The sequence below is a fragment of the Haliea sp. E17 genome, assembly GCF_048323675.1.
Lineage (GTDB): Bacteria > Pseudomonadota > Gammaproteobacteria > Pseudomonadales > Halieaceae > Mangrovimicrobium.
Genome location: NZ_JBLWFK010000003.1, coordinates 119,081 through 141,584, shown reverse-complemented (window position 1 = coordinate 141,584; position 22,504 = coordinate 119,081). Strand labels below are relative to the sequence as shown.

The 22,504-nt window shown below is 63.9% G+C and carries 19 protein-coding genes; 13 read left to right on the top strand and 6 right to left on the bottom strand.

Going from position 1 to position 22,504, the window contains the following annotated elements; all coding sequences use genetic code 11:
• Positions 1 to 271: 271 nt before the first annotated feature.
• The 4 genes from ACNKU3_RS09255 to ACNKU3_RS09240 all read left to right on the top strand — a co-directional run bounded on the left by ACNKU3_RS09255 (position 272) and on the right by ACNKU3_RS09240 (position 4,319).
• On the top strand, positions 272 to 2,368 hold the full coding sequence (locus tag ACNKU3_RS09255) for a PQQ-dependent dehydrogenase, methanol/ethanol family (RefSeq protein ID WP_418259164.1): 2,097 nt from the start codon (positions 272 to 274) through the stop codon (positions 2,366 to 2,368).
• A 285-nt stretch (positions 2,369 to 2,653) separates the two neighbouring features.
• Complete coding sequence (locus ACNKU3_RS09250; RefSeq protein WP_418259163.1) at positions 2,654 to 3,082, top strand: SRPBCC family protein; 429 nt, start codon at positions 2,654 to 2,656, stop codon at positions 3,080 to 3,082.
• Between the two features lie 35 nt (positions 3,083 to 3,117).
• The gene (locus tag ACNKU3_RS09245) at positions 3,118 to 3,873 is read left to right on the top strand and encodes an SDR family NAD(P)-dependent oxidoreductase (protein WP_418259162.1); all 756 of its coding nucleotides are present in this window, start codon (positions 3,118 to 3,120) and stop codon (positions 3,871 to 3,873) included.
• Positions 3,874 to 3,905: 32 nt separating this feature from the next.
• Entirely contained in the window at positions 3,906 to 4,319 is a 414-nt protein-coding gene (locus ACNKU3_RS09240) for a nuclear transport factor 2 family protein (protein ID WP_418259161.1), read from the top strand.
• Positions 4,320 to 4,364: 45 nt separating this feature from the next.
• On the opposite strand, the gene ACNKU3_RS09235 is transcribed toward ACNKU3_RS09240, so the two are convergent.
• Positions 4,365 to 6,530, bottom strand: a complete 2,166-nt coding sequence (locus ACNKU3_RS09235; protein WP_418259160.1) for a TonB-dependent receptor — start codon at positions 6,528 to 6,530, stop codon at positions 4,365 to 4,367.
• A gap of 281 nt (positions 6,531 to 6,811) precedes the next feature.
• Between ACNKU3_RS09235 and ACNKU3_RS09230 the strand changes: the two genes are divergently transcribed.
• Both ACNKU3_RS09230 and ACNKU3_RS09225 read left to right on the top strand, forming a co-directional pair.
• Positions 6,812 to 7,813, top strand: coding sequence for a zinc-dependent alcohol dehydrogenase (locus ACNKU3_RS09230; RefSeq protein ID WP_418259159.1), 1,002 nt, complete (start codon positions 6,812 to 6,814; stop codon positions 7,811 to 7,813).
• Between the two features lie 51 nt (positions 7,814 to 7,864).
• Complete coding sequence (locus tag ACNKU3_RS09225) at positions 7,865 to 9,124, top strand: MFS transporter (protein WP_418259158.1); 1,260 nt, start codon at positions 7,865 to 7,867, stop codon at positions 9,122 to 9,124.
• Between the two features lie 6 nt (positions 9,125 to 9,130).
• Here the strand turns inward: ACNKU3_RS09225 and ACNKU3_RS09220 are convergent, their stop codons facing one another.
• From ACNKU3_RS09220 to ACNKU3_RS09200, 5 genes are read right to left on the bottom strand one after another with little or no spacing between them, the layout of a single operon-like run.
• Positions 9,131 to 10,063 carry an SDR family NAD(P)-dependent oxidoreductase gene (locus ACNKU3_RS09220; protein ID WP_418259157.1) on the bottom strand — a complete coding sequence of 311 codons (933 nt, stop codon included), beginning with the start codon at positions 10,061 to 10,063 and terminating at the stop codon, positions 9,131 to 9,133.
• Positions 10,064 to 10,122: 59 nt separating this feature from the next.
• Positions 10,123 to 10,986, bottom strand: coding sequence for a MaoC/PaaZ C-terminal domain-containing protein (locus tag ACNKU3_RS09215; RefSeq protein WP_418259156.1), 864 nt, complete (start codon positions 10,984 to 10,986; stop codon positions 10,123 to 10,125).
• Positions 10,987 to 11,020: 34 nt separating this feature from the next.
• Positions 11,021 to 12,562 carry an acyl-CoA synthetase gene (locus ACNKU3_RS09210; RefSeq protein WP_418259155.1) on the bottom strand — a complete coding sequence of 514 codons (1,542 nt, stop codon included), beginning with the start codon at positions 12,560 to 12,562 and terminating at the stop codon, positions 11,021 to 11,023.
• Positions 12,563 to 12,575: 13 nt separating this feature from the next.
• The gene (locus ACNKU3_RS09205) at positions 12,576 to 13,721 is read right to left on the bottom strand and encodes a thiolase C-terminal domain-containing protein (RefSeq protein ID WP_418259154.1); all 1,146 of its coding nucleotides are present in this window, start codon (positions 13,719 to 13,721) and stop codon (positions 12,576 to 12,578) included.
• Positions 13,722 to 13,725: 4 nt separating this feature from the next.
• Positions 13,726 to 14,127, bottom strand: coding sequence for a Zn-ribbon domain-containing OB-fold protein (locus tag ACNKU3_RS09200; protein WP_418259153.1), 402 nt, complete (start codon positions 14,125 to 14,127; stop codon positions 13,726 to 13,728).
• Positions 14,128 to 14,399: 272 nt separating this feature from the next.
• Between ACNKU3_RS09200 and ACNKU3_RS09195 the strand changes: the two genes are divergently transcribed.
• From ACNKU3_RS09195 to ACNKU3_RS09165, 7 genes are all read left to right on the top strand, one after another.
• Positions 14,400 to 15,611: a cytochrome P450 gene (locus ACNKU3_RS09195; protein WP_418259152.1), complete on the top strand. Its 1,212-nt coding sequence runs from the start codon at positions 14,400 to 14,402 to the stop codon at positions 15,609 to 15,611.
• Positions 15,612 to 15,648: 37 nt separating this feature from the next.
• Positions 15,649 to 16,863, top strand: a complete 1,215-nt coding sequence (locus ACNKU3_RS09190) for an alpha-hydroxy acid oxidase (RefSeq protein ID WP_418259151.1) — start codon at positions 15,649 to 15,651, stop codon at positions 16,861 to 16,863.
• A 184-nt stretch (positions 16,864 to 17,047) separates the two neighbouring features.
• A complete protein-coding gene (locus ACNKU3_RS09185) occupies positions 17,048 to 18,151 on the top strand; it encodes a TIGR03857 family LLM class F420-dependent oxidoreductase (RefSeq protein ID WP_418259150.1) in 1,104 nt (367 codons plus the stop codon).
• A complete protein-coding gene (locus ACNKU3_RS09180) occupies positions 18,148 to 19,188 on the top strand; it encodes a phosphotransferase (RefSeq protein WP_418259149.1) in 1,041 nt (346 codons plus the stop codon). The genes ACNKU3_RS09185 and ACNKU3_RS09180 overlap by 4 nt, the downstream gene beginning before the upstream one ends.
• A 58-nt stretch (positions 19,189 to 19,246) precedes the next feature.
• Positions 19,247 to 20,383, top strand: coding sequence for a hypothetical protein (locus tag ACNKU3_RS09175; protein ID WP_418259148.1), 1,137 nt, complete (start codon positions 19,247 to 19,249; stop codon positions 20,381 to 20,383).
• Between the two features lie 20 nt (positions 20,384 to 20,403).
• A complete protein-coding gene (locus ACNKU3_RS09170) occupies positions 20,404 to 21,666 on the top strand; it encodes a sulfotransferase family protein (protein ID WP_418259147.1) in 1,263 nt (420 codons plus the stop codon).
• Positions 21,663 to 22,496 carry a hypothetical protein gene (locus ACNKU3_RS09165; protein WP_418259146.1) on the top strand — a complete coding sequence of 278 codons (834 nt, stop codon included), beginning with the start codon at positions 21,663 to 21,665 and terminating at the stop codon, positions 22,494 to 22,496. Before ACNKU3_RS09170 ends, ACNKU3_RS09165 begins: the two co-directional genes overlap by 4 nt.
• Positions 22,497 to 22,504 lie beyond the last annotated feature (8 nt).

Sequence of the window (22,504 nt, the reverse complement as noted above, 5' to 3'; positions counted from 1 at the left end):
AGCGAATTTATTCTACCCGATCGAATCCGCCGTCTGCATGTTTACCGGCTTTTTCCACCCGGACAGTTGTTTGTTTTTGGCGGACTTGCTCGCTGAACTGTTATATTAAGCGGGCTAATAATAATGAAGAGGGGATTCCGGAGTGCGGTTGATCCGCTGTTTTGCGTGGCTGGCACGTGGCCATGGCGGGATCGGGTGGAGAGTGCCTTTGCTGGCAGGTTTCACCGGGATGCTGTTACTGCAGGCGAACCCTGCCCTGGCAAATGAACCTGTGTCGAGGCGACCTGCGGCTTTTGTCGATACCGAGGCTATCGCAGACCAGGATGGCCGGAACTGGCTCAGTTATGGCCTGGATTACCGCGAGCAGCGCTTCAGTCCCCTGCGGCACATCAATCGCGACACCGTCAGTCGCCTCGGCCTCGCCTGGTACTTCGATCTCGATTACGCGCGCGGACTGGAAGGCACGCCCATCGCTGTCGATGGCGTACTCTACTTCACCGGCAACTGGAGTGTGGTCTACGCGGTGGACGCCCGTGACGGTTCGCTGCTCTGGAAGTACGACCCGGAAGTGCCAAAGGCCTGGGGCAAGATGGCCTGTTGCGACGTCGTCAATCGGGGAGTCGCTGTCTACGAAGGCAAGGTGTTTGTCGGCACGCTGGATGCCCGGCTGGTCGCCCTCGACGCGGCGACGGGGCAGGTACGCTGGTCGGTGCAGACCGCGGATATTGCAGAGTTTCCCTACACGATTACCGGCGCTCCCCGGGCCGCCCGCGGCAAGGTCTTTATTGGCAATGGCGGGGCCGAGTACGGTGTGCGGGGCTTTGTCAGCGCCTACGACACCGACAGCGGCGATTTGGTGTGGCGTTTTTACACCGTGCCCGGGAATCCCGCCGAGGGTTTCGAAAACGCGGCCATGGAACGGGCGGCCGCCACCTGGACCGGGGAGTGGTGGCGCTACGGGGGCGGCGGGACGGTATGGGATTCCATCGTCTACGACCCGGAACTCAACCAACTCTACATCGGCGTCGGCAATGGCTCACCCTGGAACCGGCATATTCGCAGCCCACAGGGCGGCGACAATCTCTACCTGTCATCGATTATCGCGCTGAACCCCGATACGGGTGACTATCTCTGGCACTACCAGGAGACGCCGGCGGAGAGCTGGGATTACACCGCCACCCAGCAGATCATGCTGGCGGATATGGAGATCGGCGGCGAGCTGCGGAAAGTGATCTGGCATGCCCCCAAGAATGGCTTCTTTTTCGTCCTCGACCGCCGCGATGGCGGCTTGCTGTCCGCGGAGCCCTATGCACGTGTCAACTGGGCGAACCGTTACGACATGAATAGCGGCAGGCCGGTGGAAAACCCGGGCGTGGACTACCGGCAGGAACCCGCAATGATCCTGCCTTCCGGTGTCGGTGCGCACAACTGGCAGCCCATGGCCCACCACCCGGGGACCGGGCTGGTCTACATTCCGGCCATGGATGCGATGATGGGGTACGCCCAGGCGCAGGACTACGTCCATCACTGGGGACACTGGAATACCGGCGTCGCCGGGATGTCGGCGCCTGTCGACAACGATCTCCTGGTGCGCGCGCTGGCGCGGAACATGACCTCGGGAAAACTGCTGGCCTGGAATCCACAGCTGCAACGCGCCGCCTGGGAGGTGCCGCGTCGGGTGCTGTGGAACGGGGGCGTGCTGGCAACCGCGGGCGACCTGGTATTCCAGGGGACGGGCGATGGCTTCGTGGTCGCCAACGATGCCGCCAGTGGAGACGAGCTCTGGACCTTCGCTACCCAGGAAGGGGTAATTGGCTCGCCGGTCAGTTACAGCGTGGATGGCAAGCAGTACCTGTCCATCCTTGTCGGCTGGGGGGGCGGGGCGCCGCTGGCGCTGGGCAGTGGCGCCAGGGCGGAACCCGAACACGGCCGTTTGCTGACCTTCCGGCTGGATGCCAGTGGAGAGCTGCCCCCCCTGGAGGCGCTCGAGCCCATGCGGCAACCGCCGCCCCGCAGCAGTGTCGACAGTGCGCTGACCCAGCGTGGGGAACAGCTCTACGGACAGTACTGCATCATGTGCCATGGCCATGGCGCGGTGAGCGACGGTGTGGTGCCCGACCTGCGCAATCTCCCCGCCGTGTTCTACGACAACTTCGACGCCATCGTGCTGGACGGCCTTATGGAGAAGGCGGGGATGGTCGGCTTTCGCGATGTGCTGACGGAAGCGGACAGTCGTGCCATCAAGGCCTATTTGCTCGATGAAGCCAATGACGAGTGGGAGCGCTTGCAACAGCCTGCGTGGTGGCTCGGTTTGCAAATGTCGTTTTACGACCTTCTCGCCAGGGTGGCAGCCTGGGTTTCCAGCTAGACTGCGCTTTGCGTCGCTCAGCGTGATTCACTTGAACCTCCACGTCTGTTGCGTGCCATATGTTCGGCTTATCGGCCTGGGTGGATTCGAGTCTGGTTGCCCGGTTGCAACCAGGCAGAGTGATGTATGTCTCGGCGGTTGCTTCGGTGAAAAACACCGAGAAAACGAGCGGACTGTTCAGTACGGATTTCCAGTTGAAATTCAGGTTGAGCAATTCGGAGTAATCCATCCGGTAGAAGGGGGGTGTCGCTTCAGATACCCTGTAAAACAAAAAAGGTCTATGTGATGTTCGAAACCACTGTGAGTCGTGAATTCAGCGTAACCGCTGATACCGCCTGGTCCCTGCTGGCTGACTGGGGCAATACCGCCTGGTTGCCGGGCCTGGAAAAAACCGAAGTGGTGAGCGATGGCGGTTGTATCACCCGTCGTCTGTTTATTCCCGGGGCGGAACCCATTGAGGAAACCCTGCTGGCCAGCGATCAGGCCGCAATGACCATCGACTACACCATCGCCGTGAGTACCCTGTTCCAGCTGGCCGACTACCGAGGCCACATTACGGTAGTTCCCACCGCGTCGGGATGCCGGGTGGACTGGCACTGCCAGTTCGACCCCGGCGCGATGAGCGAGGAGGAGGCCAGCGGCGCTGCCAATGGCAATCTCGACTTCCTGCTCTCCAGCCTGGCGGCCTACCTGGAACCCGAGGGCGGCAACTGATTTTCTTGGCGAGTAAAAACCTGAGGTTAAGTGTTATGTATGACTTGAAAGGACGCGTCGCCGTGGTGACCGGCGGCGCCAGTGGCATTGGCGCAGCGATTTCCAGGACCATGGCGGAGGCCGGTGCCTTCGTGGTGGTGGTGGATATCAACCGCGAGACCGCGGAGGCCGAGGTCGCCACACTGAAGGAAGCGGGCTATGGTGCGGACGCCGTCATCATCAATCTCGCTGATGAAGTATCCGTGGTAGCGGGATGCCAGGAGATCGTCGAAAAGCACGGCGCACCCTGGGCGCTGGTGAACAACGCCGGCCTGCAGGATCGCCAGTTGCTGCTGGAGGGCACCGTGGAAGAGTGGGACCGGATGAACGCGGTGAATGCGCGCGGCCCCTTCCTGATGATCCGTGAACTGGGTCGCGACATGGTAGAAAAGGGCGAGGGTGGACGCATAGTCAATGTGGCTTCATTGTCGTTGCGCGGGCAGATCGTCAAGGGTCTCGCCTGCTACGTCGGATCCAAGGGGGCGCTGGCGGCGCTTACCCAGGCCAGTGCGCTGGAACTGGTGGAGCACGGTATTACCGTCAACACCGTTCTACCCGGCGGGGTCATGACCCCGGGTTCCCTGCAGGCGAAGGGGCCGGCGCCGGAGGGCCCTGCCTGTCGCGCAACGCCCCTGGGCCTGTGCGAAGGTGAGGACATCGCTTCTGCCGTACTGTATTTTTCGCTGCCCGCGGCGCGGCGCGTCACCAACCAGACACTGGCAGTAGACGCCGGTTTCTCTATCGCCTACTGAACGACACGTGATAACACCGAGAGGAAATATCCATGAGCGAAGCCATCAGTTTTGAGGACTGGCAGGCCATCTGCAACGCCAAGGCGCAGTACTGCCGCTTCCTGGACAGCAAGCAGTGGGACGCTTTCGCCAGCCTGTTTACCGAAGACTACGAGCTCGACGTATCCGATGGCACCGACAAGGACATTATCAAGGGCCGCGACACCGCCCTGAAAATGGTGCAGGAGAGTCTCACCGGAGCCAAAACCGCCCACCAGGTGCACCTGCCGGAGATGACCCGCGACGGCGATGACATCCTGGTGATCTGGGCGATGCAGGACCGGGTAATCTGGAGCGAGGAAATGGCGCTGACCGGTTATGGCACCTACCACGAGCGCTGGGTGAAGCAGGGCGGTGCGTGGAAGATCGCGTACCTGAAGCTGGCGCGGTATATCGTGGAGATGTAAGGGGAGTGCAGGCTACCGACCGCTCGGGTCGGTAGCCTGGTCGTACTAGAAGTTGTAGCCGACGCTGACCCCATAGGTTACAGGCCAGGCGTACTGGTTATAGTCGCCGAGGCTGCTGCCGGAATTGGTCAGGAAGTAACGCTCGTCGGTCAGGTTGTCGCCGTAGACAGCCAGGCTGTAGCTCCCGCCGGGACTGGTCCAGTCGGCGCGGGCGTTGACCAGCACGAAACTGTCCTGGCGGTAGCGCTGCTCATTGGCGCCGCCCGCGTCCCCGGCCAGTGGGCCGTACAGCGACAGGTTCTGTACCACGTAGGAATCACTGTAGTTGACGTTGCCGGAAAGCGTCAGCTCGCCATCAGCCACTGCCAGCGTGTAGTCGATACCGAGGTTGGCTGTCCACTCCGGGGCCCTGGCCATTTCCTGGTCAGTCCAGTCCTGGAACTGGGGAGAGATATTGCTCTGGGATGCCGCGTCCAGTCCCACCCCGGTGGTGTCGGGGAAGTCGGTGTATTCACCGTGGATATAGGCCAGTCCCGCGCGCAGGTTCAGGTTCTCGCCAAGCGAGACATCGATCTCCGCTTCAGCACCGTATACCTCGGCTTGCGGGGCGTTGAACATGGATTGCACCACGCCGGTGCCGATGGGATTGGGTATGGTGATGCCGACCTGCAGGTCGGTATAGTCGTAGTAGTACGCCGCGGCGCTCAGGCGGTAAAAAGTCTGGGCGGTCTTGAAGCCGACTTCGTAGGCGGTGATCTCTTCCTGGTCCACGGGGGTGTAGAGAATCGGGTCTGGCTGGATGCCGGTATTGAAGACCCCGCTGCGAAAGCCGGTGGTGTAGGACGCATAGACACTGCTGTTGTCGTCCAGTTGGTAGCGCAGTACCGCCCGGGGCGTGGTCGCGTCGTAGTCCTTGCTCTTGTCCGTGGAAGGAGTGGGAGCCCCGGTAATGTTGTTTACCTGGTAGGCGCCGCGGCGCTGTTCCTCGCTGTAGCGTGCGCCCAGGGTCAGGAACCAGTCGTCGCTGAACTCCCAGGTGGCGTCGACGTAGGCGGCAAACGCTTCGGCGTCCGTCTGCAGGTTATAGGTGTACTGCAATTCGTCGTAGCGCCAGCTCTGGTAGTTTTCCTGCCGGTACCGGTCGTCGTAATACATGCCGCCGACATTGATATTCAGCCGCTCGAAGGAGTCGATATTCAGGTTGAGGGTCTGCTGCAGGGTGTACTCGGTGTTGCCCTTGCTTTCGCCCCGGACCAGGTCGATCTTGGTACCGTCGAAGTCGAAGCTGCTGTTGCTTTTGCGTTTCGCGAACGCGGTAACCGCGGCCAGGTTACCGATCCCGGTTTGCCAGTTAATGCCCAGGGAGCCCTCGTTGAGTTCCATGGCATTGTCGCCCTTGATGTTCAGGGAGACCTTGTCTTTGGCTGTCGCACCACCCGGCAGGACGGCGTATTTCGGAATGCGGTAGGCGAGTCCGCGCGCGTCGAGGTAATCCACGTAGTTGTAGCCGAGGTTGATATCGAGGTCCTCGGTCGGCGTGAACTTCAGCTTGGCGCGCAGGGCGCTGCTTTTCAGGGGCGCCGCGTCGTAATTGTCTTTCGAGGATGTTGGATCATCGCCGACATCCTCGATATAGCCATCGCTCTCGCGCCAGTTGCCGGCGAGACTGAAGCCGACGTTGTCGGTAATCGGGCCGGATACATAACCCTGGAGCTTGGTGTCGTCGAAGCGGCCGTAGGAAGCCTTGACGTTACCTTCGAATTCGTCGGAGGGCGCGAGGGTATCGATCACGATGGCCCCGCCGGTGGCGTTGCGACCGTAGAGTGTGCCCTGGGGCCCCTTGAGAATCTGGACACTGGCGATATTGGCGAGTTCGGCGTTGATCGCCACGGCATCCGGCTGGTAGACGCCGTCGACGTAGACGGCGACGTTGTTCTCCAGGCCGTTGCCCAGGGTCAGGGTGCTGATGCCGCGAATCGCGGGCTGGCTGAAGGCGCCGCCGCGGTTGACCTGGACGCCGGCGGCGACCCGGCTGATGTCCTCGATATTGTCCATGCCGGCGCGTTCCATCATGCTGCCGGTGACCACGCTGATGGCCATGGGAACGTCTTCCAGGCGTTCCGTCCGCCGCTGGGCGGTCACCATCACTTCCTCGATGACCCCCGCTGACCTGTCGGTGGTTTCCTGTGCCAGCGTAGGCAGCGAGACCACTGTGGCACTGATAATTACAGGTAGAATTCGCCTGTTAAATGATTTGTGTTCAGTTATCATTATGACTCCCGAAGCGCGGAGCGCCTACCGAATTATTATAAGAGGTGTTTATCAATAGACATTAAAAGCATTTAAATGCAGCCAATTTTATTGCTTTTATGCGCTATCAATGAAATATTTTTGGCATAAAAATGACTAATAGTCAACTAATAGAGAGGATACTTACCTTTTCTTCGGTGGTGTTTTACGCCGGGGCGGTATAACAGGACAGGACCAGGAGAATGTACGAAGACCAGACCATGCTCGGTTGCAGCCTGCTTGCCGCGGAGCAACTCGACCTCATCAGCCGGCCAATTCCCAAGCCCGGCGCTGGTGCGGTGCTTGTCCGGGTCGGAGTGGTGGGAATTTGTGGTTCGGACCTCAAAATGTACCGCAGTGGCGCCCTGGTGCCGGGGCTGGTTCCAGGTCACGAATTCAGCGGGGTTGTCGCAGCCCTCGGCGAAGGGGTGCAGGGCATCACCGTCGGGCAGCGGGTCACCGTCAACCCGATGCGTTCGCTGATCGGGATCAGGCGGGACGGCGCGTTTGCGGAATACCTGGAGGTTCCCGACGCGCGGCCGGGGCATTCGGTTTTTCCCCTGCCGGATTCGGTGAGCGATGACCAGGGCGCCCTGGTCGAACCCCTGGCGGTCGCGCTGCGCGGCCTGAATCGCAGCCACTTCACCCCCGATAGCCGGGTCGTGCTGCAGGGGCTCGGGACCATCGGTCTCTGTGCGTTACTGCTGTTGCGGCAGCGAGGCGTCAGGAACATCCTGGCGTTGGACCGCGCCGGAATGCGCCTGGACCTCGCCGAACAGCTGGGCGCCATTCCCCATACCCTGGGTGGGGGTGACCTCAACGCGAAAGTCGAAGCGGTATTCGCCACGCGGCCGGGCAGTTCGCGTACTGCCGGTGTAGACCTGGTGGTGGATGCCACCGGCAGCGAGGCGGCGCTGGCGGCGGGTGTCGGCCTGCTGCGCATGGGCGGCGACCTGCTGGTGCTGGGTACCTATGCGGGCGAGGTAGCGCTGGATATCAACCAGGTGGTGGCAAAGGAGCTGCGACTCATCGGTTCGATGGCCTACGACGACGAATTTCCCGCGGCTCTGCAATTGATCGCCGACGGCCTCGACGTGACGGCGCTGGTATCCCACCGTTTTCCCCTGGCGCAGATCGATCGCGCCATGGCCCAGTCACTGGACCCCGCCGCGTCGGTGAAGGTCCTGGTGGACGTGTGCCGCTGACCGCTGTATCAACAAGGCGAATAACAATAACCCGCTCAAGGAAACCATCATTTGAACAACGCACAGGAATTTGCCAGCCCCGCCGCAAGTGCGGAATGGCGCGCCCACTGGTCCGTAGTCCTGGTCGGCCTGCTCGGCATGGCGCTGGGTACCGTACACATCTATTCGACCGGGGTGTTCCTGGCACCGCTGGAAGCCGAGTACGACTGGAGCCGCTCGCAGATCATGTTCGGTTTCACCCTGCTGACCTTTGTCGGCGCGGCCCTGGCACCCTTTGTGGGTGCATTGATCGACCGCTTCGGACCGCGCCGGCTGGCGCTCGCCGGCATCCTGATGTACTGCGGGTTTCTCGCCGCGCTGTCGCTCACCGGGGTTTCCATTTACACCTGGTGGGGCCTGTGGATGTTGCTGGCGGCAGGCGGCCTGTTCACCAAGCCCACCATGTGGACCGCGGCGGTATCCAGCCTGTTCGTGACGGGACGGGGGCTGGCGCTGGCGGTCACCCTGTGCGGCACCGGCCTCGGTTCCGCATTGGTGCCGATATTGAGCAACCAGTTGATCCAGAATTTCGGTTGGCGCAGCAGCTATGTGATTCTCGCGCTTGTCTGCCTGGTGATTATCTTCCCGCTGGCCTGCCTCTGCTTTACCAGCGCAGCGGATAATGTCCGCAGGTCCGGCGCTGTCGCCAGGGATGCCGCTCTGTTACCCGGGCTCGGCGCACGCGAGGCGATTCTTTCCCGGCGCTTCGCGCAACTGGCCCTGGCCGCGTTCTGCATCACCCTGGCGATTATCGGGCTGGTGATGAACCTGGTACCGATCATCACCGACAATGGTCTCAGCCGCGACTCCGCCGCGGCGATCGCCGGCGCGGTTGGTATCACCTCGATCATCGGCAGGCTGGGTACCGGCGTACTGCTCGACCGCCTCAACGGCAACCTGATCGGCGGACTGGTGGTGCTGGCGCCGATTGTCACCTGCCTGTGTTTTCTCTTCGCGCCGCAGTCCGTGGCGGTAACGCTGTTCGCGGTGGTGGTGCTGGGCCTGGCGCTGGGGGCGGAACTGGATGTCGTCGCCTACCTCGCGACACGCCATTTCGGCATTCGCAGCTATGGGGTGGTGTTTGGCTGTATCGTCAGCCTGTGGAGTGTGGCCACCGGTCTGGGGCCATTGGTCGCGAGCTATATCTACGACCTGACAGGCAGTTACCAGGGCGCGTTGTGGCTGTTTATCCCGCTGTTCCTGGTGGCTTCTGCGCTGCTGTTCACGATGGGGAAATATCCCGACTTCCGCCAGGCGGAAGCCGGGGTGTAATGCGGTTTACTCGTCGAGGGGCGCTGTCAGCATGAACTTCATGGCCTCGGCGGAATTGGGCGCGTCGGGGACTTCCGCAAGCAGCTGCGGCATCACCGCGGCAATTCGCTCGGCCGTCCATTCACCGTCCGCATGGCGCAGTCCGGCGCCGGGGCGCGGCATATCCACCGCGACCAGCGAACCGCCGCCCATCTCGAATACCCGGCCGGAAACCTCTGCCGCGGCGTCGCTCAGCAGGTAGACCACCAGCGGGGAGACGAAACCCGGCTGCAGGCGCTGTTTCAGGTCCTCGGTTTTCATCACACCCTCGGTCAGGCGGGTAACCGCCGCCGGCGCCAGGACGTTGACCCGTACACCGTAGCGCGCCAGTTCCCGCGCGGCGACCACGCTCATCGACGCGACGCCCATCTTCGCCGCGGCATAGTTGGATTGCCCGACCATGGAGTAGAGCCCGGAAGCCGAGGTGGTGTTGACCACCGAGGCGTTGACCGGTTCGCCGGTCTGCTTGCTCAGGTCGCGCCAGTAGGCGGCGGCGTGGTGCAGGGGCGCGGCGGTGCCCTTGAGGTTGACCGCGATGGACAGGTCCCAGTCCTCCTCGGTGATGTTGGCGATGGTGCGGTCGCGCAGGATGCCGGCATTGTTCACCAGACCGTCGAGGCGGCCGAAGGTGTCGATGGCGCACTGGATCATCTCGCCGGCGGCGGCCCAGTTGGAGACGTCGGCGCCGTTGGCGACCGCCTGCTGGCCGAGCGCCTCGATTTCGGCGACCACCTGTTGGGCCGGGGTGTTGTCGGCACCGGTGCCGTCGCCCGCGCCGCCGAGGTCGTTGATCACCAGGTTATAACCGGCTTTGGCGAGGGCCAGGGCGTGTTCCCGGCCGAGGCCGCGTCCGGCGCCGGTGACGATGGCCACCGGGCTTTCAGATCGATTGTTGCTCATGCTTGCTCCTTGTCAGATGCGTTGGCCGACATGCGACCAACGCAGCAGTTCATGTTGGTTCACGCCGCCGGGTTGAGTTCGCAGCGGCCGTTGTTGATCAGGACGATATCGCGTTCCTCGACGCGGCAGCGGAAGGAGACGGTGTCGCCATCGACCCAAATATCGGTGTGGATGGTCTCGCCCGGGTACACCGGGGAAGTGAAGCGCACGTCGAAACTGCGGATGCGTGCCGGATCGTAAGCGCAGACACTGGCCAGCACTGCGCGGCAGGCGATGCCATAGCTGCACAGGCCGTGCAGGATCGGCCGGGGGAAACCTGCCCGCTCGGCGAAGGCCGGCTGCGCGTGCAGCGGGTTGCGGTCGCCGTTGAGCCGGTACAGCAGGGCCTGGTCGGGTCGGGTCTCGCTGACGTGCACCAGGTCCGGCGCACGTTCGGGCAGTGTGTGGGGTGTTTTTGCCGATTTGTCCGGGCCGCCGCAGCCGCCATTGCCGCGCATGAAAATCACGTTTTCCATGGTGTACAGCGGTTCGCCGCTGGCCAGCCGCACATCCATCTCCAGGGTGACGATCGCGCCTTTCGCCGCGCCCTTGTCCACTACCTCGGAAATGCGGGTGGTGCCTAGCAGTTCGGCGCTGGCCGGGATGGTGCGGTGCATCTGCAGGCGCTGTTCGCCATGCAGCAGCTTGTTCCAGTCGATGTCCACGCTCGAGAGAATGCTGGCGCCACCGCCGCCGAGTACGGCGGCGGCCGAGGGCAGCACTTGCAATGCCGGTTTTTCGAACACGAAGGGCAGTTCCTGTTCGTCGTAGGGGTCGCGGCCCATGCCGACGCTCAGGTTGTAGAGCAGCATCTGGGTGTCGGTATAGCTGAAGGGAACGTCGTCAGCGCGCTTGGCGATAATCTCGTCGTAGGTGAAAGGCATGGTGTTCCTCGTTATTCGCTGCCGGTTGCCCGGGTCAGGGTTTCGCTGCGGGCCAGTACTTCTCGCGCAGGCTTTTCTTGTTGAGCTTGCCGGTGGGGGTGCGCGGCAGGCTGTCCACGAACTCGAGCGAGCGCGGCACCAGCTGCTTGCCCAGTTTGTCGCGGACGAAGGCCTTGATCTCTTCGGCCAGTTCCTCCGAGGGGACACCGCCAGGGGCCAGCTGGACCAGCGCCCGCGCTTCCTCGCCGAGCTCCTCGTTGGGCACGCCGATTACCGCGATATCCTCGATGCCCGGGTACAGGGCGAGTACGTCCTCGATCTGCTGCGGGTAGATGTTGACGCCGCCGGAAATGATCATGAAGGACTTGCGGTCGGTGAGGTAGAGATAGCCCTCCGCGTCGAGGTAGCCGACGTCGCCCACGCACAGCCAGTCATCGTGTCGCGGGTGGCGGGCGGAGGCGGATTTCTCCGGGTCCTTGTGATAGGTGACCTCGGTACCGGGCGCCATTTCAGCGTAGATCATGCCGGGTTCGCCCGCCGGGAGTTCGTTGCCATCTTCATCGCAGATATGGAAGGGCTTGCCCGCCGAGCGTCCCACCGAACCGGGGTGGGCGAGCCACTCCTCGCTGGTGATGCGGGTATAGCCGGCCGCCTCGGTGGAGGAGTAGTACTCCTCGATCACCGGGCCCCACCAGTCGATCATCTGGCGCTTGACCTCCGCCGGGCAGGGCGCAGCGGCGTGGATCGCGCAGCGCATGCTGGAAACATCGTACTTGTCGCGAATTTCCCCGGGCAGCTTGAGCATGCGGATAAACATGGTCGGCACCCACTGGCTGTGGGTGACGCGGTACTGGTCGATCAATTGCAGCGCCAGTTCCGGTTCGAATTTGTCCATCATCACCACGGTGCCGCCGGAGACCAGCGTGGCATTGCTGTAGCCCAGCGGTGCGGCGTGGTACATCGGCGCCGGTGCGAGGTAGATGGTGTCACTGTCCATGTTGAACATTTTCGCCGCGAACAGGGTGGCCGGGTTGCCCCTGGCGGGATTTCCTTCCGGCAGGGGGCGCTTGACCCCTTTGGGCTTGCCTGTAGTGCCGGATGAATAAAGCATCAGCGCGCCCATGCTTTCCTCATCGAGATTGCCGGTTGGCTGATCCGCGATCGCGTCCTCGAACCTGGCAAAGCCCGCCACGTCGCCGCCAATGGCCAGTTTCAGCTCGCAGTCTGGCGCCAGGTCGCCGAGTTCGGCGCTTTGCTCCAGTGCCGCGGAGGCAACCAGCGCCCGAGCGTCGCAGTCGTTGACGATGTAGGCCGCCTCCGCCGCCGAGAGGTGGCGGTTGATCGGCGTAAAGTACAGCCCCGAACGCAGGCAGGCCCAGGCCACGGCGAGAAACAGCGGGTGGTTTTCCAGGAACAGGGCGAGATGGTCGCCGCGGCGCAGCCCCTGGGAGTAAAGCAGGTGCGCGAGCCGGTTGGACTGCTCGTCCAGTTCGCGGTAGGTCATTTCCAGCCCGGTGGAGGGCTGGATGATCGCCAGTTTGTCCGGCTGGCTCTGTGCGTAGGTACCCGGGTACATGTGCTTTCCTGCTTCAGGCTTCGTTGGTGAAAATCACGGTGCCCGAGGCACTGAACATATTGCCGACGCCGTGGCACACGGAAATTTTCGCTCCTTCCACCTGCGCCGCGGCGGTGCCGCGCATCTGGCGCACGCTTTCCTGCAGCGCGTACATCCCGTACATGCCCGAGTGCATGTAGGAGAGGCCGCCGCCATTGGTGTTCATCGGCAGTTCGCCGCCGGGCGCGGTGCGCCGCTCGCGGAAGAAATCCTTGGCCTCGCCGCGCTCGCAGAAGCCCAGGTCTTCCAGGCCGTAGAGCGGCAGGTGGGCGAAGGCGTCGTAAACCATCAGGTGGTCGACATCGGCGTGCTGGATGCCCGCCGATTCAAAGGCCGACTTGCCGGAAACACGGAAGGCCTTTGAGGAGGTGAAGTCCTCCATCATGCTGATACTGACGCACTCCACCGCCTCGCCGGTGCCCATGACGTACACCGGTTTGGTGGGGAAGTCCTTCGCGCGCTCGGCGCTGGTGAGGATCAGCGCGCCGCCGCCGTCGGTAACCAGGCAGCACATCAGCTTGCGATAGGGATAGGCGATCATTTTCGAGTTCATCACGTCGTCGACGGTGATCGGGTCTTTGGCGTAGGCGCGCGGATTCTTCGCCGCCCACTCCCGCTGTACCACGGCGACCCGGGCGAGGTCCTCGACCTCGGCGCCGGTCTCCTTCAGGTAGCGCAGTACCGGAATGGTAAACATGGTCGCCGGTACGCTGACGCCGTAGGGCAGTTCGAACTGGCCGAACAGGCTGGCGGGCGCCGGTGCGTACTGCGGCGGCGCGACCTGGGAGCGCCCGGATTCACCGTGGGTGATCAGGACGGTAGTGCAGTAGCCGGCGGCGATGGCGGCGGCCGCGTGGCGCACATGCAGCATGAAGGAGCAGCCGCCGACGTTGGTGCCATCCACCCACTTCGGGGTGATGCCGAGCATGGTGGAAACGTTCCAGGGATGTTCGCCGGCGCAGGCGATGCCGTCGATGTCGCCGGGTTTCAGGCCGGCGTCTGCGAGGGCGTTGAGGGCGGCATCGAGGTGCAGGCCCAGGGCGGAGACATCCGGAATGACGCCGAGTTGGGTCGTCTCGGCTGCGCCGACCACGGCGATAGTGTTGGCTGCGATGCTCATGGGTTTACTCCGCGGGTCGGAACTGGGGCAGGGAGATATCGTCGCTCAGGGGCTCGAAGACCACCTCCAGCGGCATATCCAGTTGCAGTGCTTCGGGGGTCTGCGGGCAACCGACCACGTTGGTCATCATGCGTGGCCCTTCAGCCAGGGTGACCACCGCGATCGAGTGCGGCTCGGTGCCCATGTCCGGGCGGGGGCGTTCATTGATTACATAGGAGTAGAGCGTCGCCTTGCCGCTGGCCGCGTAGACTTCGATATCGCGGGTGCCGCAGTGGGGGCAGAAGGGGCGCGGCGGGAACCAGGATTCCTCGCAGGATTTACAGCGCTGCAGGCGCAGTTCGCCAGCCTTGCAGCCCTCCCAGAAATGGGCGGTCTCCGGCGTTGGTTTCGGTAGGATCCGTTTCATTGATGCATCCAGGGTTGTGTGCTGGTCGGGCCGGGCGGGTCGCCTGTCCCCGGTGCCAGCTGGTTATTTCATGTATGCCGCATGGGATGATCCCAGCCGTCCCCGCCGATCGCAACAGCTTGCGGGGACTCGTGCCCGGGTGGGGTGTCCCGGGAAGTAGCATTTCCTGACAATAACTAATATGATGTCAGTTATGTGCCGCTGCGTCCATAGCCGTGCAGCAGCTTTCATTGATCACCGGGACAGTGCCGGGCGCGAGCCGGGCCGACACTATGCAGAATAATAACAACGCACCGACCACCAATATCGACCTGATGAGCGCCGATCTCGCCGCCGACCCCTGGCCGCAATTGCATGCACTGCGGGAGCTGGGGCCGCTGGTGTGGCATGAACAACACCGCCGCTGGCTGGTCACCACTGACGCGGCGGTGCGGCAGGTGGCGCTGGATTACACCCATTTCACCGTCGAAGGCACCGTGGTTGAGGATCTCTTTGGCAGCGATGCGTTTATTGCCATGGACGACCGGGCGCGCCACAACGCCCTGCGGGAAGTCTGGGCCGATGCCTTCCGGCCGCTGGCCCTGCGCGACTTGCGCGAAGAGCTGGGGTCGTTGCTGGGCGAACTCATGGCGCCGCTGCTCGCGCGCCTGCGCGACGGCGAAACCGTCGATCTTTCCGCCGCCCTGTGCCGCCCGCTGCCGACCATGGTCATCGCCCGGATGATGGGGGTGCCGCGGGAAAGCCTTGCCGACGTGGTGCGCTGGAGCGACGCCATGGCCGGGGGCAGCACCTCCTTCCTGGACGAGGCGGCGCGGCAGGCGGCGGTGGATGCCCGGGAAGCGGCCAAGGCATCCCTGGCGGAGCTGCTGTTGCAGTTGATGCGCGAGCGCCGTGAGCACCCTGCAGGTGACCTGATCAGCCTGATGATGCACGCCGATATCGCGCGGGAACTGTCGGAGGAACAGATCGTGCCGAACGTGCGTCAGCTGCTGTTTGCCGGTAATGAAACCACCGCCAAGTGGCTCGATCACATCTTCCTGACCTATGCCCAGCGGCCTGCAGTCCGCCGGGAAATATCTGCTGATCGCGCATTGGTGGTGCCTGCAAACGAGGAGATCATGCGCTGGCAGGGCGTCGTTGGAACGCTGCCGCGGCGGGTGCGCGGCGCGGCCGTTACCATTGGCGGGGTGACCATGGCGGAGGGCGATGACGTCACCTGCCTGCTGGCCGCGGCCAATCGCGATCCCGCGCGCTACGCGCGCCCGGATGAACTGGATATCCATCGCGAGCGCCAGCCCAACCTGGGCTTCGGCGCCGGCCTGCACAACTGCCTCGGCGCGGCGCTGGCGCGGCTGGAGGCGGAACTGGCCGTCAACGCCCTGCTGGACGCCGTACCGGATTACAGCGCGGAAGCCGACTACAGTTACAGTTCCCTGCCACTGCGGGGGCCGACGCCGGTGACCATTACCGCCATCAATTCCTGAATAAGCACGAGCAAGAAACGGAACAGGATACAACGCGATGAAATTCGGATTCCGCGACCCCTCGCCGCCGGTCAGTGTCGAAGCCTGGCGGCGCCTGGCGCGCCGGCGCCTGCCGGATATGGCCTGGCACTACGTCGAAAGCGGCGCCGACGATCGCATTACCCAGCAGGCCAACTGCAGCGATTTCAGCCGCTGGCGCCTGCGCCAGCGCAGCCTCGCCGGGGTGGCGCAGCCGGATATGGCCGCGAAAATGGCGGGCGAGAGACTGTCCATGCCGCTGGCGCTGGCGCCGACAGGTGCATCGGGCATCAGCCACTGGACGGGCGATATCGCCGCCACCCGCGCCGCCGAACGCAAGGGTACCCGTGCGGTGATCAGTACCGCCGCCAGCTACACGCTGGAGGAAATCGCGGTCGCCACCGAGCACAATCACTGGTTCCAGCTTTACCCCTTCGGTGACCGGGGTCGCGTCAAACGCCTGATGGCGCGCGCCGAGGCGATGGGCTACACGGCCCTGTTCGTCACGGTCGATGTCCCCACGCTCGGCAACCGGGAGGCGGAGCGCACTTCGGGCATGGCGCAGCCGAGAATCGTGACCCCGGGCCGCCTGCTCAACCTGCTCACCCGGCCGGTCTGGCTCTACAACCTGCTCAAGCACCAGCGGATTGCCGCCGCCCACTATGTCGAGCGCGACCCCGAGTCCGGCCTCACTGCTCTGGAGGGCGTGCGCAGGGCGATTACCGGTGCGGCGGATGACGCGGCCCGCTCCGCGGATGCCCAGTTGCGCTACATGCAGTCCGACCTCAGTTGGGAGGACCTCGCCTGGATGCGCGACAACTGGCGCGGAAAGGTTTACGTCAAGGGCGTCCTCGACGCAGACGATGCCGCACAGGCGGTCGATCAGGTAGGTGTCGATGGCGTGGTGGTTTCGAATCACGGCGGCCGGCAACTGGGCCGGGCGCTTTCCAGTATTGCGGCGCTGCCCGCGATTGCCGGGCGCATCGGTGATCGGGCCGAGGTATTCCTCGATGGCGGCGTGCGCCGGGGCAGCGATGTGATTACCGCGCTGTGCCTCGGGGCCGACGGCGTGTTTATCGGGCGGCCCTACCTCTACGGGCTGGCCGCGGCGGGCGAGGAAGGCGTGGCGTCCGTGCTGGATATCTTCCAGGCCGAGATTCGCCGCGACCTGACCCTGATGGGTTGCCCGGGCATCGCTGCGCTGGATCGCAGCTGGTTGCTGGACGCTTCCTGAAGGCGTGTTTCGCCTGTCCCTGCCGCGCAATTGTGCTGTAACCATAGCGGCAACCGCGCATTCTGAAAGTTGACACTTAGTCGGTTTTGAGACTTAATAACGAAATTACAATGTTTCGAATAATGCAGGGCGAGAGCGTCGTATCCGTGCCCTGAACCAGGGGCCGCAGGCCCGGGAGTAGTTAATGACATCCACTGAAACCCGTCCCCCACAACTGGGCGAGCTGGGCTTTTACCTGTTGGCCGGGCACTCGGACAACCCCTCCGACATCATCGGCGAAGCGCAGCGGGCAGACGAACTGGGCCTTGGGTCGGGCTTTGTATCCGAACGTTTCAACAACAAGGATGCGACAACCCTGTGTGGCGCCGCTGCAGCCGTCACCCGGCAGCTGGGTATCGCCACCGCCGCCACCAACCACAATACCCGCCACCCGCTGATCACTGCGACCTTCGGCATGACCATGCACAAGATGTCCGGGGGGCGTTTTTCCCTGGGGTTGGGGCGGGGCTTCGCTGGCCTGTTCCGGGCGATGGGACTCGACCCGATCACCGGTGCACAACTCGAGGCGGCCGCGGATATCTATCGCCGGCTCTGGCAGGGCGAGAAAATCAGCGGTTATGACGGCCCCCTGGGCAAGTTCCCGATGCTGGCCCTGCTCGGCGAGTTCAACGAGCGCATCCCGGTTTCCCTGGTGGCGATGGGCGAGAAAACCCAGGAGCTCGCCGGGCGCTGCATGGACGCGGTCTACCTGCACACCTTTTTCGATGACCCCGCAGTGGAGAAAGCGGTAGCGGCGGTGCGCCGCGGCGCCGAGCAAGCCGGTCGCGATCCGGCCAGCGTGCGCATCTGGTCGATTCTCGCCACGGTGGGCGACCACATCCCGGAAGACCAGCGGCTGAAAAAGACCGTGGGGCGCCTGGCCTCGTATCTCAAGGGATACGGTGACGTGCTGGTGTCTTCCAATGACTGGGACCCCGCCGCCCTGCAGCGCTTCCGCGAGCACCCCTTCATCCGCGACTTCAAGGGCGCCATCGACGCGGTCGCGACGACCCCGGAACTGGAGCTGATTGCGGAAATCATCCCCACTGAGTGGCTCGCGACCGCGGCCACCGGGACGCCGGCGCAGTGTGCGGCCGCGATCCAGCACCAGCTCGATATCGGCTGCGACAGCGTCATCCTGCACGGCGCGACGCCGGATGAACTGGCGCCGATCCTGCCCGCTTACCGGGAAATCCGCCGCGCATCCTGCGCGGCGATGCCCGCCAACCCAGGTTGGAATCCCGCATGAACAAGGCACTCGATATCGAACAGATCGACGCGGGCTGTCTCTCCGACATCCTCGGCTACGAGGTTGCCAGCTGCAGCAGCGCCAAGGTCGGCACCGGCCAGACCGGCGCCTCCTACCGGCTCACTCTGGAAGCGCCGCAGGGGCCGAAAACCCTGCTGGCCAAAGTCGCCGCTGGCGACCTCGAGGCCCGCGCCCGGGTCAAGGGCGGCTACGCCGCCGAGGTGGGCTTCTACGCCCACCTGGTGGACCGGGTGGCCGTCAATACCCCGGCCTGCTACTACGCGGCGATCTCCGATGACCGCCTGCATTTCACCCTGTTGCTGGAAGACCTCGCGCCACGCCGGCCCGGCGTGCAGGCAGCCGGCTGCACCACACAACAGGCGGCGGGGGCGCTGCGCAATCTCGCCGGCCTGCACGCGCCGCTGTGGAACAACCCGGAATTGTACGAGCAGACTTTCCTGCTCGGGACCAGCGGCCAGCGCAGTGCCGCCTCGGTCGCCGGCATTGCGGTGGCCGCGGTAGTTGAATTCGAGGAACGCTATGCCGCCCAGCTGGGGCCGGAAAACCTCGCCACCGTGCGCGCCGCTGTGCCGCAGCTGGAAGCCTGGCTGGGTGCTGAACAGCAACCGTTTACCGTGCTGCACGGGGACTACCGGCTGGATAACCTGATGTTTGGCGAATCACCTGACGATGTGGTGGCGCTGGACTGGCAGACCGCCGCCGTGGGTTCCCCGACCCGCGATCTCGCCTACTTCATCGGCACCTGCCTGGAGGAGTCGCAGCGCCGCGATGCGGAAGGTCAGCTGGTGCGGCTGTACCACGACGAACTGCGCGCGCGCGGTATCGACGATTATCCCTTTGAACGCTGCTTCGCGGATTACCGCCGGGACATGCTGCAGGCTACGATGATCACCGTGATCGGCGCGATCTACGCGACCGGGGAACGCAGCGCGGACAGCGATGCCATGTTCCTGGCCATGGCGACGCGCTCCTGCGCGGCGATTCGCGATCTCGGCACCCTCGAACTGGCGCACTGAAGGATTTCCGCGAGGCGCGGCAAGGGCGTCGCACACTGGCGAGGCAAGGTTTTGAAGCATGATTACCCAATTTGACGATTACCCGATTCACCAGACGCCGGAGCCGCTGGCCGCCACAGCGACCAGCGACCGCTTCACCTACGATCGCTACTGGTACAACGGCTACAGCGGCGATGGCTCGGTGTTTTTCGGTGTGGCGCTGGGCCGCTACCCGAACCTCGGCATCATGGACGGCGCTTTCAGCGTGGTGGTCGACGGGCGCCAGTACGCCTTCCATGCGTCGCGCCGCGCGCCCGACGAACCCACCGAGACCATTATCGGGCCTTTTGAACTGACGATTCTCGAGCCCATGGGACGCCACCAGGTCATCGTTGGACCCAACGAAACCGGTATCGAGTGCGACCTGGTGTTCACGCCCTGCACCGCGGCCATCGAAGAGGGCCGCCAGTTGATGCGCAACGAGCGGCACGTGATCCAGGACGTGACGCGCTTCGACCAGTTCGGTTCCTGGCGCGGTGTGATCCGCTGTGGCGGCCGGGAAATCCTGCTCGACGGCTCCCGGCCCGTCTACGGCATCAAGGACCGTTCCTGGGGTATCCGCCAGGTCGGTGCGCGCTATACCGGCGGTGCACCGCTGGAAAGCCGCCACAGCGTGCATTTCCTGTGGCTGCCGATTCACTGGCCCGACCGGGTAACCCTGGCGGGGATGTTCGAGGACAGCGACGGTTACCAGTGGCACAACGACCAGGTGACCGCCCCCATCTACCCGGAGGGCGTAGCGCTGCCCGCGGGCCACGACCCGGGAATCAGCCGCTGGCGCGGCACCGTCGAACACCAGCTGGAGTTCGAGCCGGGGACCAGGCGGGCGCAAGCCGCGAGTTTCCGCATGCGCGACTTCAGCGGCCAGACGCTGGATATCAGCCTGCAACCCGGCACGCTGTTCCGCATGAAAGGCCTGGGTTACCAGCATCCCGAGTGGGGGCACGGGCAGTGGAAGGGCGAACTCGCCATCGGCGGCGAGAGCTGGGCCTGCGATGAACCCGATCCCCTGACCTGGGAAAACATGCACATCCAGCAGCTGGTGATCGCGCGCAGCGGTGACCAGGTCGGTTACGGCGTGCTGGAACAGATGCACATCGGCCCCTACGCGCCCTACGACCTGCAGGGCTGGTTTGAAGGCGCCGGAGCAAAGTAGAGAGCAGGGTAAAAACGATAATGACAGAAGCGATTCGTATCAACGATTTTGAACAGCCGGTATACACCCCGAGAATGCGGGAGTTGATCCAGGCGCTGGCGGACATGGATATTCCGCTGGACAACGACAGCCTGCTGCAAGCTGCACAGCAGGCAATCGATGTGCCCCTTTACGTGGACCCGGACATGCTGGAGCGCTTCCAGGCCATCTATCGCGAGGTCTTCGCCAACGGCGAGGTCCACGCCATGGGCCGCATGGCCCTGCATACCCGGGCGGTGGACGGGATCGCCGATATCAGCCGCATGGAGTATATCCACGACAGCTGGCCGGAGGTGGGCGCAGCCCCGATCGAAAAACCCCTGGTGGTTGCCGGCATGCCGCGCTCGGGCACCACGCACCTGCTGAAACTGCTCTCCGCGGATCCGCAGTTCCGCACCCTGCAGCGCTGGCAGACCTACCGTTCGTTTCCCTCCCGGGCCATGCTCGAGGGCCGCGAAGTGGACAACCGCCGCGAGATCGGCGCGCAGAAAGACGCCACCCTCGACATCACCCTGCCGCATTTTCGCGCCCTCTTCGATGTCAGCGCCGCCGACGCCACCGAGGAAATCGAGGTGATGTCCAAGGCCTGTTACGGCGTCACCCTGTCGTTCCAGGGCGACCTGCCGGAATTCGACCGGCAGTTTTACGGCAGCGACCAGAGCGAGGCCTACCGTTTCCTGTATCGCTTCCTGCAGGCCGTGCAGTGGACGGAAAAATACCCGCCGGGGCAGCGCTGGCTGCTCAAGTCGCCGCAGCACCTGGGCGCGCTGGGCGCGGTCAAGAACGTGTTCCCCGATGCCACCCTGGTATTCACCCACCGCGATCCGGCGTCGGTGTTCACATCGCTGATTACCATGATCGGCTATGTGCTGCGTTCCACCTACGCCAACCCGACCCGGCAGCAGATCATCGACAAGACCCTGCGCATGCAGCACGGCTTCCTGCGCGGCCTGGTGCGCGATATCGATAGCCTGCAGGGGCCGGTGGAACACGTGTACTTCCACCAGTTCATGCGCGACAAGACCGGTACGGTCAAACGTATTTACGACGCAGCGGGCCTCGACTTCGACGCCGCGGCTGAACAGCGGGTGATCGACGAGTCCGCAACCCACACCCGCGACCGCCAGGGCAAGGTGGTCTACGACCTCGAGGCGGACTTCGGACTGAGCCGCGAGGAAGTGCGCCAGGAATTCGCCTATTACACCGATCGCTTTGCAGTAGAAATCGAGGAGACCCATCAGTGAGTACAGAATCAACCAACCGTGCCGTGCTGGAACACTGGTACGACCACATGTGGGGCAAGACCGACTTCGACCTGATCCCCGACATCGCCGCGGCCAAATACCTGCGCCACGACATGACCGGCGCCAACAACCTGATGCCGGCGGAAGACTACCGCGACATGCTCAAGCCGAATATCGGCCATCTCGAAGTCCAGGAATTCGAGTACTACCTGATTACCGAAGGCGACTACGTCGGCGCGCTGGGACGCTACATCCTCGAAGGAGATCGCCAGTGGGACTGGGTACAGGTGTTCCGCCTGGCCGACGGGCGGCTCGCGGAAACCTGGCTGACCGGGATGGGTGGTACCGATGCGCTCGGTTATCCGCACCCGCGCAATGCCTGGACCGGCGAGGAATTTCCCGAGGCGCTACCGCTGAATCCGGCCAAGCAGCGGGTGCTGGACTGGTATGCGTTCCTGTTCGCGCCCACCGATGCGGCCAGGGCGGAGGATTTTCTCGCCGCGGAAATCCGGGTGCACGACCAACTGGACGGCGACCGCAGGGTAACGGCGGCGCAGTATTTCGACGAAATGCGCACACTGATGCGCAGCGAATCCGCCAGCGATTTCCGCCATTTCCTGATCGAACAGGACGGTGTGGTCTTCGCCACCTGCAGCTGCAGGCTGGACGACGGCCGCCAGTGGGACTGGGTGCAGGCCTTTGCCATCGAGAACGAGCGGATCAGCCGCACCTGGCTGCCGGCGATCGGCGGCACCGATACCGCGCTGGCCATCGGTCCCGGGACGCGTTGGCCGCCGGGTGCGATGCCCGCGGACTCGCGCCGTTTGTAAGCGACCAG